The 18,634-nt window shown below is 56.8% G+C and carries 15 protein-coding genes; all 15 read right to left on the bottom strand.

What is annotated here, in order from left to right; genetic code table 11:
* Positions 1-8 precede the first annotated feature (8 nt).
* Positions 9-797 (bottom strand): cell division protein FtsQ/DivIB, encoded by a 789-nt coding sequence (locus EXZ61_RS04675; protein WP_142809500.1) that lies wholly within the window; start codon positions 795-797, stop codon positions 9-11.
* On the bottom strand, positions 797-1,759 hold the full coding sequence (locus EXZ61_RS04670; RefSeq protein ID WP_142809498.1) for a D-alanine--D-alanine ligase: 963 nt from the start codon (positions 1,757-1,759) through the stop codon (positions 797-799). The genes EXZ61_RS04675 and EXZ61_RS04670 overlap by 1 nt, the downstream gene beginning before the upstream one ends.
* Positions 1,756-3,189: a UDP-N-acetylmuramate--L-alanine ligase gene (murC, locus tag EXZ61_RS04665; protein WP_142809496.1), complete on the bottom strand. Its 1,434-nt coding sequence runs from the start codon at positions 3,187-3,189 to the stop codon at positions 1,756-1,758. Before murC ends, EXZ61_RS04670 begins: the two co-directional genes overlap by 4 nt.
* Positions 3,186-4,256 carry an undecaprenyldiphospho-muramoylpentapeptide beta-N-acetylglucosaminyltransferase gene (murG, locus tag EXZ61_RS04660; protein ID WP_142809494.1) on the bottom strand — a complete coding sequence of 357 codons (1,071 nt, stop codon included), beginning with the start codon at positions 4,254-4,256 and terminating at the stop codon, positions 3,186-3,188. The genes murC and murG overlap by 4 nt, the downstream gene beginning before the upstream one ends.
* A complete protein-coding gene (ftsW, locus tag EXZ61_RS04655; protein WP_142809492.1) occupies positions 4,253-5,509 on the bottom strand; it encodes a putative lipid II flippase FtsW in 1,257 nt (418 codons plus the stop codon). Before ftsW ends, murG begins: the two co-directional genes overlap by 4 nt.
* The gene (murD, locus tag EXZ61_RS04650) at positions 5,506-7,023 is read right to left on the bottom strand and encodes a UDP-N-acetylmuramoyl-L-alanine--D-glutamate ligase (protein WP_142809490.1); all 1,518 of its coding nucleotides are present in this window, start codon (positions 7,021-7,023) and stop codon (positions 5,506-5,508) included. The genes ftsW and murD overlap by 4 nt, the downstream gene beginning before the upstream one ends.
* Positions 7,024-7,026: 3 nt before the next feature.
* The gene (gene mraY, locus EXZ61_RS04645; RefSeq protein ID WP_142809488.1) at positions 7,027-8,205 is read right to left on the bottom strand and encodes a phospho-N-acetylmuramoyl-pentapeptide-transferase; all 1,179 of its coding nucleotides are present in this window, start codon (positions 8,203-8,205) and stop codon (positions 7,027-7,029) included.
* 33 nt (positions 8,206-8,238) lie between these two features.
* Positions 8,239-11,181: a bifunctional UDP-N-acetylmuramoyl-L-alanyl-D-glutamate--2,6-diaminopimelate ligase MurE/UDP-N-acetylmuramoyl-tripeptide--D-alanyl-D-alanine ligase MurF gene (murF, locus tag EXZ61_RS04640; protein WP_142809486.1), complete on the bottom strand. Its 2,943-nt coding sequence runs from the start codon at positions 11,179-11,181 to the stop codon at positions 8,239-8,241.
* The gene (locus tag EXZ61_RS04635) at positions 11,181-12,923 is read right to left on the bottom strand and encodes a peptidoglycan D,D-transpeptidase FtsI family protein (RefSeq protein WP_142809484.1); all 1,743 of its coding nucleotides are present in this window, start codon (positions 12,921-12,923) and stop codon (positions 11,181-11,183) included. Before EXZ61_RS04635 ends, murF begins: the two co-directional genes overlap by 1 nt.
* Complete coding sequence (gene ftsL, locus EXZ61_RS04630; protein ID WP_142809481.1) at positions 12,920-13,249, bottom strand: cell division protein FtsL; 330 nt, start codon at positions 13,247-13,249, stop codon at positions 12,920-12,922. The genes EXZ61_RS04635 and ftsL overlap by 4 nt, the downstream gene beginning before the upstream one ends.
* Positions 13,246-14,187 carry a 16S rRNA (cytosine(1402)-N(4))-methyltransferase RsmH gene (gene rsmH / locus EXZ61_RS04625; RefSeq protein ID WP_142809480.1) on the bottom strand — a complete coding sequence of 314 codons (942 nt, stop codon included), beginning with the start codon at positions 14,185-14,187 and terminating at the stop codon, positions 13,246-13,248. Before rsmH ends, ftsL begins: the two co-directional genes overlap by 4 nt.
* Before the next feature lie 3 nt (positions 14,188-14,190).
* A complete protein-coding gene (gene mraZ / locus EXZ61_RS04620) occupies positions 14,191-14,619 on the bottom strand; it encodes a division/cell wall cluster transcriptional repressor MraZ (RefSeq protein WP_142809478.1) in 429 nt (142 codons plus the stop codon).
* Between the two features lie 259 nt (positions 14,620-14,878).
* Positions 14,879-16,210, bottom strand: coding sequence for an ATP-dependent protease ATPase subunit HslU (gene hslU, locus EXZ61_RS04615; protein WP_142809475.1), 1,332 nt, complete (start codon positions 16,208-16,210; stop codon positions 14,879-14,881).
* Positions 16,211-16,262: 52 nt separating this feature from the next.
* Positions 16,263-16,808 carry an ATP-dependent protease subunit HslV gene (gene hslV / locus EXZ61_RS04610; RefSeq protein WP_142809473.1) on the bottom strand — a complete coding sequence of 182 codons (546 nt, stop codon included), beginning with the start codon at positions 16,806-16,808 and terminating at the stop codon, positions 16,263-16,265.
* A 40-nt stretch (positions 16,809-16,848) separates the two neighbouring features.
* Positions 16,849-18,618 (bottom strand): STAS domain-containing protein, encoded by a 1,770-nt coding sequence (locus tag EXZ61_RS04605; RefSeq protein WP_142809471.1) that lies wholly within the window; start codon positions 18,616-18,618, stop codon positions 16,849-16,851.
* Positions 18,619-18,634 lie beyond the last annotated feature (16 nt).

Raw genomic sequence — 18,634 nt, 5'->3', positions numbered from 1 at the left:
TTTCTGTGCTATTTCTTCACTGCGGTGACCACTTCCACGGTGCTTACGCCCCGCAAACGTAGCGCATACCCGTTGTCGTGGCGCAAATCCGCGGCTTCCAAGGCTGCCACTTGGCGGCCATATTTGGAGGTCACCTGGGTCAAGGTCTTCAGGAATCGGTGCACGCGCGACACCACCTCAGCGACATCACCCCGTCCCATTTCGATGCTGGCCCCAGTCTCCAAACGCACACGCCAGCTGCCGCGTGCAGTCATCTCAAACTGGTCAATCACCATATCCATGGGGGCAAACAATGGCGCCACCGCGCGGTACATGGTCAGTACCTCTGCGCTTTGCCCTTCGGGACCCAGCAAGCGCGGCAGTCCTTCTTGCTCTAACTCCCCCAGATTGGCTTCAAACACTTCACCATAGCTATTGATGAGGCGGGACTCTGCATCACTGCCCCAGTAGGCAACCGCTTGGTGTTCCTGCAAGACGACCTGCAATCGGTTGGGGAATTGCCGGTGGACGATGGCTTGACGAACCCATGGCGCTGCCTCAAACGCTGCGCGCACCCGATCCAAATCCACCGAGAAGAAGGTCCCGCGCATGCGTGGCGCAACGTTGGCGCGCAGGGTGACTTCGTTGTTGTGACTGACGTCGCCCACCACCGCTACGGAACGAATGTCAAACAGTGGCAGGCGTGACGCCCAACGCGCCGCCGTGAGCACCCCCAGAAACGCAAATGCCACAAACAAGACCGAGGCGGTCAAGTTCATGAGCTTTACGTCCAAGGGGGCAACCACAGCATCGGCCATTAGGCAGCTCCCGCGTCCGTCGTGGCGCTTTCTAAGAGGCGCACGCACAGGTCTTCGTAGCTCAAGCCCGTCGCTTTGGCTGACATGGGTACCAAAGAGTGCCCCGTCATACCAGGCGAAGTGTTGATTTCCAACAGGTAGGGCTTGCGTGTCTTGCCGTCGATCATGACATCCACGCGACCCCAGCCGCGGCACCCGAGAACACGGTAGGCCTTGAGCACCAAGGCCTGAATAGCTTCTTCTTCGCCCGCAGGCAAGCCGCAAGGAACTAGGTACTGCGTGGTGTCCGTAAAGTACTTATTCTGATAGTCGTACTGCCCCTCGGGCGCCACAATGCGAATGACAGGCAATGCCTGTGCGCCATCTGCCGTACCCAGCACGGGGCAGGTTACTTCCTCGCCTTCAATGAACTCCTCGCACAAGATGTCGGCATCCAATTGGCCTGCAGCCTCCACGGCACTGGCCATCCCTGAGTAACCCATGACTTTGGTAACGCCGATGGACGAACCTTCTCGCGCTGGCTTCACGATGACCGGCAAGCCCAAGGTATCTGGTACTTCAATGACCTCGCGACGCTCAAACGAACCTTTATGCAGCAGGGTGTAGCGTGGGGTGGGAATGCCTTCGGCAAGCCAAATGCGTTTGGTCATGACCTTGTCCATCGCAACGCTGGATGCCATGACGCCAGAGCCGGTGTAAGGGATACCCAGCAACTCCAGCGCGCCTTGCACCGTACCGTCCTCACCAAACCGTCCGTGCAGGGCGATGAAGCATCGGGCGAAGCCCTCGCGCTTGAGGTCACTGAGGTCCCGCTCTGCGGGATCAAATGGGTGCGCATCGATGCCCTTGGAACGCAGCGCAGCCAGCACGCCATTGCCCGACATGAGCGACACCTCGCGCTCGGCTGAGGCGCCACCGAACAGTACGGCAACTTTCCCGAATTTTTGGGCATTTAGGCTCATTGCGCCCGTCCTTCCTGCGTAGCTAGCTCTGTTTTATGTAGCATATCCACAATTTTAGCGGGGACAGCCCCAATGGAGCCCGCGCCCATGCACATCAAAACGTCTCCGTCTTTCGCGTTGTCAATCGCCGCTTGGGCCATGGCCGCAATGTCGTCGACAAAGATGGGCTCGACCTTGCCAGCCACACGCAAGGCGCGGGCTAAAGCACGTCCGTCAGCCGCCACGATAGGCGCCTCACCGGCGGCGTACACCTCTGACAGCAGCACGGAATCAGCGATGCCGATGACCTTCACAAAGTCATCGAAACAGTCGCGGGTGCGGGTGTATCGGTGCGGCTGAAATGCCAGTACCAAACGCCTACCGGGATACGCTCCGCGTGCAGCCGCCAGCGTGGCGGCTACTTCGACGGGATGATGGCCATAGTCTTCAATCACGGTGACATGACCGCCCTTTGGCAACGCGAGGTCGCCATAGCGCTGGAAACGACGTCCGACACCTTTGAACTCACGCAAGGCCTTTTGAACGGCCGCATCTGGCACATTGAGTTCGACAGCGATCGCAATTGCGGATAGCGCGTTAAGCACGTTGTGCATGCCCGGAAGGTTCAACTCGATATCGAGGTCGGGCAGAACCACGCCATTGCGCCGCTGCACCGTGAAGTGCATTTGGCCGCCTACCGCCCGCACGTTGATGGCGCGCACCTGCGCATCTTCGTTGAAGCCGTAGCTGGTGATGGGGCAGGTCACTTGGTCCACGATGTCCCGCACAGCGGCGTCATCGGTGCACAAAATAGCGGTGCCATAAAAGGGCATGCGGTGGAGAAAATCGACGAAGGCTTTCTTTAAGCGACCAAAGTCGTGGCCATAGGTTTCCATATGGTCGGCGTCAATATTGGTAACCACCGCCATCACAGGCAAGAGGTTCAGGAAGGACGCATCCGATTCATCGGCCTCGACCACAATGTGATCTCCGCTGCCCAAGCGCGCATTGGCACCAGCACTATTGAGGCGCCCGCCAATCACGAAGGTTGGGTCCAGCCCCGCCTCACCCAAGACACTGGCAACCAAACTGGTCGTGGTGGTTTTCCCGTGGGTCCCCGCGATGGCGATGCCTTGCTTCAGGCGCATCAACTCTGCGAGCATCACGGCCCGAGGCACTACCGGAATGCGCAACTCCCGTGCCCGTAGCACCTCTGGGTTGTCGGATTGCACTGCGGTCGATGTGACCACCGCGTCAGCATGGGCCACATGCGCAGCGGCATGGCCTACATAGGTGGTCATGCCCAGGCTCGCCAGGCGGCGCAAGGTAGCACTGTCTGACAAGTCTGAACCGGAGATGGCATAGCCCTGGTTTTGCAGCACTTCGGCAATGCCGGACATACCAGCGCCGCCGATTCCGACAAAATGAATATGTTTGATTGCGTGTTTCATAAAGCGAGTTCCTCGCAGGCTGCAACCACCGCAGTGGTTGCAGCCGTTTTTTCAAGTGTTTTGGCCTGCAGCGCCCATTGGACAAGCACAGAGCGCTCTGTTGTTTGTAGCATGTGTGCCAACACCTCTGGAGTGAACTCGGGCTGCGGCATAAGCTGACCCGCACCTTGGGCGACCAAGAAGCGCGCGTTATGCGTTTGGTGGTCATCCACAGCGGACGGAAACGGTACAAAGAGAGCAGCAGCCCCCACGGCAGCCAACTCGGTCACCGTACTCGCGCCTGCGCGGCAGATCACCAAGTCGGCGGCGGCGAATGCCTCTGCAGTGTTGTCAATAAACGGGGTCAATTCAGCTTCCACACCCGCATTGGCGTAGTTGGCACGCAGTTCTTCCAGTTGCTTTTCGCCGCTTTGGTGAATAACGACGGGGCGTGCGGCAGCGGGGATCAATGCCAATGCTTGTGGTACCACGGTGTTCAGCGCGCGCGCCCCCAAACTGCCACCCACCACGAGTACCCGAAGCGGGCCACTGCGACCGGCAAACCGGACTTGGGGTTGGGCTTGAAGCAAAAACTCGCTGCGCAGGGGGTTGCCCACCCATTGGGCTTGGGCCATGGTGCCCGGAAAGGCTGCGAAAACCCGCTTAGCCAGGCGCGCCAGTACTTTGTTCGACAAGCCGGCGATGGAGTTTTGCTCATGCAAAACCAAAGGCTTACCCATAGCCACCGCCATCAGTCCACCCGGCAATGAGATATAGCCACCCAGACCAATGACCACGTCAGGCCGCACCCGTTGCAGCACTTGAACGCTTTGTGTGAAGGCACGCAGCAAGCGAATCGGCAGCATGAGCAAGGTCTTTACACCCTTGCCGCGAACGCCGGAAAAGTCCACCGTTTCCAACGTGAAGCCCTGGGGCGGCACCAATCGGCTTTCCATGCTGTTGGGAGCACCCAACCAGTGCACGCGCCAGCCCTTATCGCGCAAGGCTTTGGCTACGGCCAACCCGGGGAAGATGTGCCCCCCAGTGCCGCCCGCCATGACCAGTGCGCACGGTATCTTGGTGCTCATACGCGACCTCCATGCATGAGCTGTCGGTTCTCGTAATCAATGCGTAAAACAACGGCAATGGCGACCAGGTTAATCAAAATGGCCGACCCGCCGTAACTCATCAGCGGAAGCGTCAGACCTTTGGTAGGCAAAGCGCCTAGGTTCACTCCCATGTTGATGAAGGATTGAAATCCCATCCAAATGCCCACGCCTTGCGCCACCAAACCGGCAAACACCCGGTCCAGGGCAATCGCTTGACGCCCGATGTGCATGATGCGTCGGGTCAGCCATAGGAACAGGCCGATCACGAACACGACCCCCACAAGCCCAAACTCTTCACCGATAACGGCTAGCAGGAAGTCGGTGTGTGCTTCGGGCAACCAGTGCAGCTTCTCGATACTGCCGCCAAGGCCCACGCCAAACACCTCACCCCGGCCAATCGCAATCAGGGAGTGAGACAGTTGGTAACCCTTGCCCAATGCGTATTTGTCGTTCCATGGATCGAGGTACGCAAAGATACGGTCCCGGCGCCACTCGCTCATGGCGATCATGAGGCTGAAGGCAATGACCAAAATGGCTCCAATCAAGAAGAACATCCGAGCATTGACACCACCCAAGAACAAGATGCCCATGGCGATCACGGCAATGACCATGAAGCCGCCCATATCGGGCTCGGCCAGGAGCAAAAGCCCGACCACCGCGACGGCAATGGCCATGGGCATCACCGCACGGAAGAACCGCTCTTTGACTTCCATTTTGCGGACCATGTAGTCCGAGGCATACAAAAGCACAGCAAACTTGGCAAGCTCTGAAGGCTGAAAGTTCAGTACCCCAAGCGAGATCCAGCGGCGGGCTCCGTTGACCCCCTTACCGATGAAGGGAATGAGCACCACAATGAGTAAGACCAAAGACACGACCAGCAGCCAAGGAGCTACTTTTTCCCAGGTTTGCACCGGCACCTGGAAAGCCATCAGCGCCGCAACGAAGGCCACCCCAATCGAAATGGCATGGCGGGTCAAAAAATACGTATGGGTGTAATTGGAAAACTTAGGGTTATCTGGCATGGCAATGGATGCGGAGTACACCATCACAATGCCCCAAAGCAAGAGGGCTACAACCACCCAGATCAGGGTTTGGTCCACACCCCGCGCGCTGTCAGATGCGCTAGGTGCAGTCAGAGTCCCTCGGGCACCCAGGCGCACAGGCAAGGCTGCGGCTGCAGGCGCCCATTTGCTGGTGAACCACGCGGACAAGGACTGCACAGACAGGCTCATGCAAGGCTCTCCATGTCAACCCCAGCGTCCAAAGCCAAGTCTTTCACCGCTGCGCAAAACACTTGGGCCCGGTGCTCATAGTTGTCAAACATGTCAAAGCTTGCGCAAGCGGGTGACATCAACACGGCATCGCCTGCGTGGGCACGTTGGTTGGCGATAGCCACTGCGGCCTCCATGGTCGCGGCATCCTGCATGGGCAGACCCACATTGCCGAGTGCTGCACGAATCAATGGCGCATCGCGACCAATCAACACCACAGCGCGCGCGTAACGCTCAAGCGGCGCAGCCAAGGGGGAGAAGTCTTGGCCCTTGCCCTCTCCACCCAGTATCACGACCAGCTTGCGTTCCTCGCCGAGGCCTCGCAGTGCTGCGGCGGTGGCGCCGACATTGGTGCCCTTGCTGTCGTCAAAAAACTCGACACCATGGATGATGCCAATCGGCTCCACACGGTGTGGCTCTCCGTGGTACTCACGCAAGCCAAACAAAATAGGTGCCAGCGCGCATCCCGCAGCGCCGCACAGCGCCAGGGCAGCCAACGCATTGCTGGCGTTGTGGCGCCCGCGTATGCGCAAGGCGTCTGCAGGCATCAGGCGTTGAATATGCAGCTCTTCTTCATCGTCTTTGCGCTTCTTGCGCGTTTCATCCGACTCCAAGGCGCGCACCAGCCACGCCATGCCATTGACTTCTTCCAAACCGAAGTCTCCGGGCCTGCGTGGCATGTCAGTGCCAAAGGTCTGATACGCCCGCTCCACGGGACGCTGCAGCTTGACGCGCACCGGCTCCGGCAACATGGCCATGACCAAGGGATCTTCTCGGTTCAACACCATCAGTCCATCACGTCCAAAAATGCGTGCTTTGGCTGCGGCATACGCAGCAAGGCTTCCGTGCCAGTCCAAATGGTCTTGGCTGACGTTGAGCACTGCGGCGGCGGTAGGCTCGAACTTGGCGTCAATATCGAGTTGAAAGCTAGAAAGCTCCAGCACCCATACGTCAGGCAACTGATCAGCATCCATCGCTTGCGCCAAGGTGTCCAACAAGGTCGGGCCAATATTGCCGGCCATAGCCACAGACTTGCCTGCCCAAGCCAGCAAATGGCGGGTCAAGGAAGTCACCGTCGTCTTGCCGTTGGTACCTGTAATTGCCAAGACCTTTGGCGCGTACTGCTTGTCTTCCTTCAACTGAAGCAGGGCTTGCTGAAAGAGGCTCAACTCACCGCCAATCCACAAGCCAGCTTCAGTGGCAGCCTGCATGACCGGCAAGGTTTCTTGAGGCGATAGTCCTGGGCTCTTGAATACAGCACGAATCTCAGTGCCGACGACCAGGGCGGCGTCAAACGGTCCGGACACAAAGCGCACGTGGGGCAAAAGTTCGCGCAACACAGGCAACTGTGGGGGCGCTTCGCGTGTGTCAGCCACTGTGACTTGCGCCCCCAAACGTGCGCACCACCGGGCCATGGCCAAGCCCGATGCGCCAAGGCCAAGAATCACAACGTTTTGCCCTTGCAGCTGGTTCACGGCTTACCTCAGCTTCAGGGTTGAAAGACCCACCAAACACAAGAGCATGGTGATGATCCAGAAGCGCACAACCACCTGGGTTTCTTTCCACCCGGACTTTTCAAAGTGGTGGTGCAAGGGCGCCATCTTCAGGAGACGGCGGCCTTCGCCGTATTTTTTGCGGGTGTACTTGAAGTACATGACTTGCAGCATCACTGACAAGGCTTCCGCTACAAAGATGCCCCCCATGATGGCCAGAACGATCTCTTGACGGACGATGACAGCAATCGTGCCCAGCGCAGCACCTAAGGCCAAGGCACCGACATCCCCCATGAACACTTGCGCAGGGTGGGTGTTGAACCACAAGAAAGCCAAACCGGCACCCGCCATGGCCGAGCAAAAGATCAACAACTCACCTGCGCCCGGGATATGCGGGAAGAACAGATACTTGGAGTACACCGAACTGCCGGCGACATACGCAAACACACCTAGCGCAGATCCCACCATCACCACGGGCATGATGGCCAAGCCATCCAGCCCATCCGTCAAATTCACGGCATTGCTAGAACCCACAATGACCAAATACGTCAGGATCACAAAGCCCAAAACCCCCAGGGGGTAGCTCACTTCTTTGATAAAGGGCAGCAACAGGCCTGCTTTGGGAGGCAGGTTCACGTCAAAACCAGACCCCACCCAGTTGATGAAGAGTTCCATGACCTTGAGGTTGGAACTTTCCGAGATACTGAACACAAGGTACAGGGCCGCCAACAGGCCAATCACAGATTGCCAAAAATACTTCTCGCGCGAACGCATGCCTTCGGGGTCCTTGTTGACCACCTTACGCCAGTCATCCACCCAGCCGATCGCACCAGACGCCAAGGTGACCACCAAGACAATCCAAATGAACCGGTTGCTCAAGTCTGCCCATAGCAAGGTGGACACCGTGATGGCCAGCAAGATCAACACGCCACCCATGGTGGGTGTGCCACTTTTGCTTAAGTGGGTTTCCATGCCATAGCCGCGTATGGGTTGGCCAATTTTGAGTTCCCGTAAGCGGCGTATCACCGCGGGTCCAGCGGCCAGTCCGATCAGCAATGCGGTCAAGGCCGCCATCACGGCACGAAACGTCAGGTACTGAAAGACCCGGAAAAAACCGAACTCAGGCGACAAGCCTTGCAGCCACTGCGCCAACGCTAACAACATGGGGTACTCCCGTTTGCCATTTTGTATTCCATTTCAATGCCCTCCTTCGCTGGCAACCTGTCCACGCGCGGCATCTACGACCCGCTCCATGCGCATAAAGCGTGAACCCTTGATCAATATGCTGCCCAAGCTAGGGAGTGCAGCAAGTACGCCGCTAATCAATGCATCCATGGAGTCGAAGTGCTGCGCGCTCGGCATCGTGTGTGCAAGGTGTTGAGACAGCTCGCCCAAGGTCATCACTTGCTCAATACCCGCCTGCGCGGCGTACTGGCCCGCTTCCGCATGAAAGGCGGGGCCGTTATCGCCCACCTCACCCATATCACCCAACACCAGCAAACGCGGGCCGGGCAACTCAGCAAGTACATCGATGGCCGCGCGCACCGAATCAGGATTGGCGTTGTAGCTATCGTCCACCAAGGTGACCAGCCGCCCTGACACCCGAACAGACAAAGCCCGTGAGCGTCCCTTGACGGGAACAAAGGCTTGGAGCCCAGCCACGACAGCTTCTTTGCGCACGCCAGCGGCCAGAGCACACGCAGCTGCTGCCAAAGCGTTTTTGACGTTATGACGGCCGGCGATTGCGAGCCTAAAGCGCAGGTCTACGCCGAAACCGGACGCATGGACTTCCCAAGCGCCATCTTGCCAGTGGGCGCTTTGCACACACAGGCTTGCTGATGAGGATGGCCCCTCCGCGGCAAACGTGAGAGTTTGGCGCGGTGCCGCCAAGCTGTGCCAGACCGCTGCATACGCGTCATCGCTAGGGAAAATTGCAACCCCATCAACTGGTAATGCGGCTAAAACTTGTCCATTCTCTTGCGCGACAGCCTGCACGCTGTGCATGAACTCAAGGTGCTCGCGTTGTGCGTTGTTGACCAAAGCCACTGTGGGCCTAGCCATAGCCGCGAGCACCGCTATTTCGCCGGGGTGGTTCATGCCCAGTTCCACCACCGCTATGCTGTGGTTGGCACGCAGTCGCAGCAACGTAAGCGGCACGCCGATGTCATTGTTGTAATTCCCGAGCGTAGCCAATGAGCCGCCTTGGGGGCTGTGCGCCTCCAAAATAGCGGCCACCATTTGCGTGACCGTGGTTTTGCCATTACTGCCCGTAACTGCAATGACAGGAAAGTTGAAGCGTGCACGCCACTTGGTTGCCAACTCAGACAACGCCAGTTTGGTGTCGGCGACTTCCAGACGTGCCAAGCCTTGGGGATACGAACTAGCGGCCATGCCAGCCTGGCAGATGACGGCTGCTGCGCCTTGGTCTTTTGCTTGTTGCAAGAAGGCATTGGCGTCAAAGCGCTCACCCTGGAGTGCAACAAAGAGATCACCTACTGCAATGCTACGGGTGTCCGTGTGGACACGGTAGACCACCGTTTCGGGGTCTCCCACGAGTACGCTGCCGGGCAACAACTCGGCAGCGAACGCCAACGTCATGAGCGGGTCTAGCGCTGGGCTCGCCATACCTCTTTCGCGTGCGATGAGTGCGGACTGCGCATGCTCACGGTCTGAAAATGGATGCTTAACGTGTGCAATATCCTGGTAGTCCTCGTGGCCCTTACCTGCAACCAAAATGACGTCTTGTGCGGATGCTTGCGCAATGGTTTGAGCAATTGCAAGAGCACGGTCAGTTTGCACACTCACCAAAGGGTTGTGCGGCACACCGACAAGGATCTGGGCAATGATGGATTCAGGCCGCTCGCTACGTGGGTTGTCGCTGGTGACCACCACTTGGTCCGCCTGTTGGGCCGCAATCGCCCCCATAAGGGGTCTTTTTGACGCATCGCGATCGCCACCGCAGCCAAATACACACCATAGACGCCCGCCTCGCGCCTGCGCCAAAGGCCGCAAAGCGGCTAACGCTTGACCTAACGCGTCCGGGGTATGGGCATAGTCTACGGCGACCATGGGCTGTGCGGCTGAACCCAAGCACTCCATGCGGCCAGGCACAGGTCGGAGTCCACTGCACACCTCTGTCGCTTGCTGCAAAGGTACCCCCAAGCAGCGCATTGCACCGATCACACCTAGCAGATTAGAGACGTTGTAGTCCCCAATCAAATGCGTCGCGACATGCACGGAAAGCACGCCTTCGACCACATCGAAGCTCAATCCCTCATGCCCGTACTGGATGTTTTGTGCCCTTAGACGGGCGGGTTTTCTTGTGGAGACCGACCACACATCCAAGCCACTGCCCGCCAAGCGAGCTACCAACTCGACGCCTTTGGCATCATCTACATTGATGACCGCACTTTCCAAACCTGGCCACCCGAATAGCTTCGCTTTGGCAGTCCAATACGCTTCCATGCTTGCGTGGTAGTCCAGATGGTCTTGTGTGAAATTCGTAAAGACAGCCACGCGAACCGTGCATCCAGCCAATCGTTGTTCTTCAATTCCGATGGACGAGGCTTCAATCGCACAAGCTCGTAAGCCATTGCTCGCAAACTCGCGCAAAGTGTGTTGCAACACGACAGGGTCTGGAGTGGTCAAACCGGTGCTGAGCACGCTATCAGCCCCCACCATGGGCTCGTCACCAATAGCTGGGGGACGGCCTACACCCAAGGTACCAATCATTCCGCAAGGCGTGGCATGCTCCCCTTGCAATGCAGACAACGCCTGGGCAAGCCACCATGCGCTGGAGGTTTTACCGTTGGTTCCAGTGACAGCAATGACTGCGAGTTCGGCAGATGGGTTGCCATAGAACTCAGCGGCAAGTCTTCCCGTGTGTGACTTTAGGTTGTCCAGTGTGGCTACGCCGTCTATTGCGAGGTCAAACTGATGAGCACCCGCAGACTCCACCACACATGCAACTGCGCCTAGTTCCAAGGCCTGCCGCACATACTGGCGTCCATCAGACACGGCACCAGGCCACGCAATGAAGCCCGCTCCTGGCACTACTTTGCGACTGTCAGAAGTGAGCGTGCGCGCTCCCAAGGTACGCAACCACTGAGCTGCTGCAAGTGGAGTGGACAGCAACGGCATTAGAAGCTCTCCTCTTCTGCCTGTGTCACCACCATAGGCCGAACCGCGATATCTGGCTGTACGCCCATCAAGCGCAGGGTCTGTTGCACGGTCTCGCTAAACACTGGGCCTGCGACTGCGCCGCCGTAGTACTTACCAGCGGTTGGCTCATCGATCATGACGGCCACGATAACGCGGGGTTGCTCAATCGGGGCCATCCCCACGAACCAACTGCGGTACTTGCGGTTGCCGTCACTGCCGTAACCTTTGCCGACTTGTTTGTAGGCCGTGCCTGACTTCCCGCCAACAGAATAACCAATCGTTTGGGCTTGGGGCGCGGTACCACCAGGGCCTGCAGCCATCTTGAGCATGTTGCGCACTTTGACCGCCGTATCGGCGCTGAAGACAGGGACACCCACTGCTGCTTGATTGCTTTTCAGCAAAGTTGCCGGAATCAACTCGCCATCATGGGAGAACACGGTGTATGAGCGTGCCATCTGAAACAGGGACGCAGACAAACCGTAGCCATAAGACATAGTGGCCTGCTCGATCGGACGCCAAGTCTTGGCAGGTCGCAGTTTGCCCGACACCGCGCCGGGGAACTCAATTTGAGGCTTCTGCCCGAAGCCTGCCGAGGAGAATGCTTGCCACATTTCACTGGGCTGCATTTGCATCGCAATTTTGGTAGTGCCCACGTTACTAGAAACTTGAATCACTTGGTCGACAGTCAGCGCCCCGTGCGGATGCGCATCACGAATCGTGGCCCCCGTGATAGTGATAGTGCCTGGCGCGGTATCAATAATGGTGGATGGCTTCACACGGCCTGTCTCAAGGGCCAGTCCGACTGTAAAGGGCTTCATCACAGAGCCCGGCTCAAACGTATCAGTCAACGCTCGGTTGCGCAGTTGCCCTCCGGTGAGGTTTTGGCGCTTGTCGGGCGCGTAGCTTGGGTAGTTGGCCAACGCCAATACTTCGCCAGTTACGGCATCTAACACCACTACGCTGCCTGCCTTTGCCTTATTCAGCAGCACTGCATCCCGCAGTTTTTGGTAAGCGAAAAACTGCATCTTGCTGTCGATGCTGAGCTGTAGATCTTTGCCTTCCATCGGGGGAATTTGCTCACCCACATCTTCTACAACTCTGCCCAAGCGGTCTTTAATGACGCGACGGGAGCCACTGCGACCAGACAACTCTTTATTGAAGGACAGCTCAACACCCTCTTGACCTTTGTCTTCAATGTTAGTGAATCCCACGACATGCACGGCTGACTCGCCTTCAGGGTACTCGCGCTTGTATTCTTTGCGCTGATACACACCCTTCAGCGCCATTGCCGCAATCTCTTTACCTGTTGCTTCACTGACTTGGCGCTTCAACCATACGAACGATTTGTCTTCATCCTCTAACTTCTTGGACAAGTCCTGAACCGACATCTCCAACAACTTAGCCAATTTGGCCAACTCAGCCTTATCAAGGTTGACGTCTTCAGGAATGGCCCAAATGCTGGGCGCTGGCACACTGGATGCCAAGATCAGGCCATTGCGGTCCAGAATGCGTCCACGGTTAGCGGGGAGTTCTAGGGTGCGCGCAAAGCGTGCCTCACCTTGATGCAAAAAGAAGTCGTTGGCGATGACCTGGATGTAAGCCGCCCGTGCCGCCAACCCAAAAAACGCAAGCGCCAAGGCTCCCACAAGCAGCTTGCTACGCCAAACCGGGGTGCGACTTGCCAACAAAGGGCTGGATGTGTATTGAATGCTGCGACTCACGGGGCCACCTTATGTACCTGTGAGGCGGTGGCTGCGGTCCCGTCCGAAATCGAAGCGTCTGGTGCACTGTAGGTCACGTAGCTGGTAATGCCTGGCGTTACCTGACGCATCTGCAGTTTGTCTTTTGCCAACAACTCCACGCGCGCCGGTGTGGCCTGCGCGCGCTTTTGCACTTGCAATAGCTCATGCTCCACCTCGAGCCTATGGGCTTCACTGCGCGCGCGATCGAGCTCAGTAAACAACCGGCGTGACTCATACTGCACGTTGACTAGATACAAGGCACTCAATAGCACCGCAAAAATCAACATGAGGTTGAGTCGCATCATGGCTCTTGCGTCCTCAAGGCCACGCGCATGATGGCGCTCCGCGCCCGCTTGTTGCCGGAGACTTCGGCTTCACTGGGCTTGACCCGGTCCAAGGCCTTGAGCCGCATGGCCTTCGGCACTGCAAAGGGTGCGCGCCGGTCATACTCTTCGCGGGAGTGTTTGGCTATGAACTGCTTGACGATGCGATCTTCCAGCGAATGAAAGCTGATCACAGCCAAACGTCCACCCGGCTGAAGCACGGTCAGACTGGCCTCTAGCGCCTGCTGCAGCTCTTCAAGCTCGGCGTTGATGAAAATCCGAAAAGCCTGAAATGTGCGCGTTGCAGGGTTCTGGCCCGGCTCGCGGGTTTTGACCGTGTCAGCCACGAGTTGGGCCAACTCGGTGGTGGTTGAAATTGGGCCCCGTTCCTGTCGGCGCGCAACAATCGCCTTTGCAATTGGCCCAGCAAACCGTTCTTCGCCATAGTCACGTATCACCTCCGCGATTTGATTAATCTCGGCTGTCTCCAGCCACTGAGCCACGCTTTCACCACGCGTGGTGTCCATACGCATGTCCAAAGGACCGTCGAAGCGAAAACTAAATCCGCGCACGGGATTGTCAATTTGGGGGGAGCTCACCCCCAAGTCCATCAGAAGTCCCGCAACGCTGGCCTTGGGCAGTTCTCGCAAGTGGGAAAACCCTTCATGCCGAATCGAGAAACGCGCGTCCTGAATCTGCTGCGCTTGCGCCACTGCGTCAGGATCGCGATCAAAGGCGATGACCCGCCCTTGGGTGCCTAACTTTGACAAGATAAGTTGCGTGTGCCCGCCACGCCCAAACGTCGCGTCGACGTAGGTGCCTTGCGCAGCATCTGCGTACTGGCCGCTATCACCAAACAATGCGTCAACCGCTTCGTTCAACAATACCGTGGAGTGATTCCAAACGGTGTCCACAGCCATACCTTAGAAAGAAAAGTCCTTGAACACATCAGGCATCTCGCCTTGCATGGCTTTTGCCTCTTGGGCGTCATAGCTCGCCTTGTCCCACAACTCGAAGTGGTTTCCCATACCCAACAGCATGGTGTCCTTGGCGATTCCTGCAGCCTCGCGCAACTCGGGTGAAATCAAAACGCGCCCCGTTGCATCCATGTCAACGTCCATTGCGTTGCCCAGAAAAATACGCTTCCACCACTGCGCAGACATGGGCAAGGCAGCAATGCGTTCGCGGAATTTTTCCCACTCTGGGCGCGGAAAAACCATCAAGCACCCATGCGGATGCTTAGTCACCGTTAGCTGTCCTCCAGCGGTCGCACTCAAGACGTCACGATGCCGAGTCGGCACTGATAGCCGCCCCTTAGCATCCAGACTGAGTGACGAAGCCCCTTGAAACACGCTAACCAACCCCTTTTTGACAGAATTCCGGCAAACCTGACAATTAATGGCACTTTTCACCACTAAATTGCACTTTTTTGCACTGTATCAGCAAATGAAGTTCTTGCAAGAGGGTCTGTTCTAATTTTTCCAATGAAATCAATAACTTAGCAGCGATTTTGCAAGTCAAAATGACCCAAAAATCGTTCTAAATTAAGGACTTAGCATCCGTTGTGAAAGTGATGCTTGAAGGACAAGGCGTTTTCGCCTTAGGGATCGATTACAGAATATAACGAGACAGATCTTCGTCTTGGCTGAGGGCCGCCAAGCGCTGGTCGACGTACGCAGCGTCAATAGTCACCGTTTCGCCAGCATGGGCAAAGGCATCGAAGCTGAGTTCTTCTAGCAATCGCTCCATAACGGTTGCCAAGCGCCGCGCCCCAATGTTCTCCGTGCGCTCATTCACTTCAAAGGCAATTTGCGCCAAACGGGTGATGCCAGCAGGACTGAATTCCAAAGTGACTTGCTCAGTCGACAAAAGCGCTTGGTATTGGCGCATTAAGGACGCATGTGTTTGGGTCAGTATTGCTTCAAAGTCTTGGACCGCAAGAGACTGCAACTCCACACGAATCGGAAACCTTCCTTGTAACTCGGGGATTAGATCGCTGGGCTTGCTCAAATGGAACGCACCGGACGCAATGAACAGAATATGGTCGGTTTTCACGATTCCATACTTCGTAGACACAGAAGTACCTTCGACCAAAGGCAATAAATCGCGCTGAACGCCCTGTCGCGACACCTCGGCACCACTCCCTTCACTGCGCGAAGTGACTTTATCAATCTCATCAATAAACACAATGCCGTTCTGCTCCAGTGCGAACAATGCCTGCGCCTTGATGTCGTCTTCATTAACAAGTTTTGCGGCCTCTTCATCGGCCAGTAGCTTGAAAGCTTCCGCAATTTTGAGTCGACGCGACTGGCGTTTGTTTTGGCCTAGTTGGCCAAACATTTCACGCAACTGGCCCGTCACCTCTTCCATTCCAGGTGGAGCCATGATTTCCATCTGTGGCGTGGACTGCAGAACGTCTATTTCTATCTCACGGTCTGCGAGTTGCCCCTCCCGCAGCTTCTTGCGAAAGGTTTGTCGGGCCGCACTCTCGGGCGCTTCGTCCGCCGCCGCAGGGTAGTCTGTGCGCGCAGGAGGGATCAAGATATCCAAAATCCGATCTTCCGCGGCGTCTTCAGCGCGCGCACGAACTTTTCGTTTCTCAGTATCACGTGTCTGCTTAACGGCAATGTCAGCCAAGTCACGAATGATGGCATCGACATCTTTACCGACATAGCCCACCTCGGTGAATTTGGTTGCTTCCACTTTGATAAATGGCGCATCGGCCAGCCGAGCCAAACGTCGCGCGATCTCGGTTTTCCCGACACCCGTCGGGCCAATCATCAGGATGTTTTTGGGTGTGATCTCAACGCGCAAACTGGGCTCGACTTGTTGGCGGCGCCAACGGTTACGCAGTGCGATAGCGACTGCGCGCTTGGCCTGCGCTTGGCCGACGATGTGTTTGTCAAGCTCTGCAACAATTTCGCGAGGCAATAGGGTCTGCATGGGTATTCACTTAAGTTGCGCGCCTCGGCATGGGCACGCGAAAAGTAACTGGTTAGAGCGTTTCCACGGTGTGATGCATATTGGTGTAAATGCACAGCTCACCAGCTATCTCTAATGAACGCTTCACAATATCTGGGGCAGACATATCCGTGTGGTTCAAAAGCGCAACCGCAGCGGACTGGGCATATGCACCACCAGAGCCGATGGTAACTATGCCGTTTTCTGGCTCCAAAACGTCACCATTGCCAGTGATGATAAGAGAGGCATCTTTATCCGCCACGGCCAGCATGGCCTCAAGCCGCCGCAGTACGCGGTCAGTGCGCCAATCTTTGGTCAGTTCAATCGCGGCGCGAACCAAATGCCCTTGGTGCTTTTCTAGCTTGGCTTCAAAGCGCTCAAACAAGGTGAAAGCGTCGGCCGTAGCACCTGCAAACCCCGCCAACACTTTGCCATGGTAAAGCTTACGTACTTTACGCGCCGTGCCTTTGACCACAATGTTGCCCAAGGTCACTTGACCATCACCGCCAATCGCCACCGAGTATCCATCGGCAGTCTTTCTCCGAACACTAATGATGGTGGTACCGTGAAATTGTTCCATAGCTTTATGTATTACTGTAGTCCACAACAAACCTTGGGCACTAAATGGAGCGTGTCAACACCTTAGCGTGCTCATTGATACCAATCACTGTGAAAAATGCAGCGACCAGACGATGCACCCCTACAAATTGGATCTGGTAACCCAAAGCTTCTTTTGAAGCTACCCAATTCAGCAGGCTTCCCGCAGCAGAAAAATCTACTCGAACCAAGTGATGGCATCCAATGTGAATCGCCTTGCCTGCTATGGGGGTTTCGTCTTCGGTTAAGGCTTTGGCACCGTCCCCCAACACAGCGCCGCGCAACTCCAAAATTGGGGTGATCGGGAGTACTGCCGTGGAAGCGAACCCGCTTGACGACGCTTTACGCGCACTGGAGTCCCAAGCACTGCCACCACTAACAGGGTACTGCTGGGAGTCAAGGTCTTCAATTACGCAGCGAGCCGGCACCCAAGCCGGTGGAGATACTTCAAAAGTCACACAGTAGTCCAATGCCGCCAATTCGAACTCATCGTGCAAACCCATGACACGCAAGGCATTGAGCCGAACCATCCACCATTGGGGCGGCACAGTACGGTCATTGGACGGCGTCATGTCACGCAAACAGGCAACTAAATCTTCCTCTCCCAAGAATCCCAGCGACACCGGCTCATCGCACAAGCTCCCCAAAAGGCCGCCAAGCAGCGGAACCGCTTCAGGCTGAATATGTAACAAACCCGTCCATCGCAGGTTCCAAGGCGTCGCATTCGCGGCCAACAAGCTGCGCAACTGCTCCATCGAATCCACCGTTAACTCCGACGGACTTCTCCAAAGCACATTGGCGGCTTCACTGCCGAAAGGCTGGTACACCGTTGGCGCTGAGGCCAAGCTGACGCCAGGATCTGAGCGTTGCGGCGCAGGTTCGGAGAACGAAGTCCATATTGGCGACAAGCCTTCAAAACGGAGGGCGAATTCATCGAGAGCATGATCAAAGCCATCCCGATTGTTGGTGGCACGGTACAGATCAAGCAATGCAACCGCCCAAGACAGCGCAACCTCCGGCAACAAGGCATCTCCTCTTAAGGCTGTGAGCAAGCCCTCTTCTGCCCCTAGGTCGTCACCGTTTGCAAACCGAATCGCGGCCTCCTCAAGCTCCGGGTCAGTGGCCAAGTCTTGCCCCTCCATTGCAAACAACTTGGAGGTGGAGAAGCCAATTTCTGCCGCATCAGCTTTTTCGCCGAAGCCAGCAGGAACCGTGGGCGCCATAGCCTGTGCGCGTTTAAACATCGCGACATGCAACGAAGTCGGCTGCATGCCTGGGCCCATTTCAGTCTCAGTAAACTCGGTCGCTCGGCGCAGTGGCTCCCCGGGAACTGTCGATTGAAAACTACCGGAAGAGGTTTGGCCAGAAACCACTGGGGCAACCGCTGCGGGCTCTTTGGGGCTAGGCAACGTGGAAGCGGCTTCTGCAACAGGCTCCGCCTTGCCCTTCCACCATTGCTTGGACATTTGGGCTTCAATCTCATCAATCTTCTTCAGAGTGACCGCCCGCCCATCAGGGTCGGTTGCCATGCTGTTCTGAAAGATCGATGGACGCGCAAGCCCGCCTACCTCAGACGACTCGCGACGCCTTAACTTGCGCAGGTGATCGAACTCTCGCCTGCGCACAAAGTCGTTCTGGCGCTTGCGCTCAATCATGGCTTTCAACGCCTGCTTGTCGTAACCGCTTTCTGCATTCGGGGCAGGCCGATCTAGCTCGGCCCAATCCTTGGTGGGATTGCGAACAAACAGTGCCACCTTGGACAATAAACTGAGACGGTCGTTCTGTGTAGCCATGACTACCTTAGCGAAC

The sequence above is a fragment of the Rhodoferax aquaticus genome, assembly GCF_006974105.1.
Taxonomy (GTDB): domain Bacteria; phylum Pseudomonadota; class Gammaproteobacteria; order Burkholderiales; family Burkholderiaceae_C; genus Allorhodoferax; species Allorhodoferax aquaticus_A.
The sequence above is the reverse complement of the archived record's forward strand: the minus strand, read 5'-3'. Positions and strand labels throughout refer to the sequence as shown.

Excerpts from the sequence above, each read along its gene's own strand:
- mraY (WP_142809488.1), bottom strand. The coding sequence starts at position 8,205 with ATGTTGTTAGCGTTGGCGCAGTGGCTGCAAGGCTTGTCGCCTGAGTTC.
- murC (WP_142809496.1), bottom strand. The coding sequence starts at position 3,189 with ATGAAACACGCAATCAAACATATTCATTTTGTCGGAATCGGCGGCGCT.
- murG (WP_142809494.1), bottom strand. The coding sequence starts at position 4,256 with ATGAGCACCAAGATACCGTGCGCACTGGTCATGGCGGGCGGCACTGGG.
- hslU (WP_142809475.1), bottom strand. The coding sequence starts at position 16,210 with ATGCAGACCCTATTGCCTCGCGAAATTGTTGCAGAGCTTGACAAACAC.
- EXZ61_RS04605 (WP_142809471.1), bottom strand. The coding sequence starts at position 18,618 with ATGGCTACACAGAACGACCGTCTCAGTTTATTGTCCAAGGTGGCACTG.
- ftsW (WP_142809492.1), bottom strand. The coding sequence starts at position 5,509 with ATGAGCCTGTCTGTGCAGTCCTTGTCCGCGTGGTTCACCAGCAAATGG.
- EXZ61_RS04670 (WP_142809498.1), bottom strand. The coding sequence starts at position 1,759 with ATGAGCCTAAATGCCCAAAAATTCGGGAAAGTTGCCGTACTGTTCGGT.
- EXZ61_RS04675 (WP_142809500.1), bottom strand. The coding sequence starts at position 797 with ATGGCCGATGCTGTGGTTGCCCCCTTGGACGTAAAGCTCATGAACTTG.
- hslV (WP_142809473.1), bottom strand. The coding sequence starts at position 16,808 with ATGGAACAATTTCACGGTACCACCATCATTAGTGTTCGGAGAAAGACT.
- ftsL (WP_142809481.1), bottom strand. The coding sequence starts at position 13,249 with ATGATGCGACTCAACCTCATGTTGATTTTTGCGGTGCTATTGAGTGCC.
- murF (WP_142809486.1), bottom strand. The coding sequence starts at position 11,181 with ATGCCGTTGCTGTCCACTCCACTTGCAGCAGCTCAGTGGTTGCGTACC.
- rsmH (WP_142809480.1), bottom strand. The coding sequence starts at position 14,187 with ATGGCTGTGGACACCGTTTGGAATCACTCCACGGTATTGTTGAACGAA.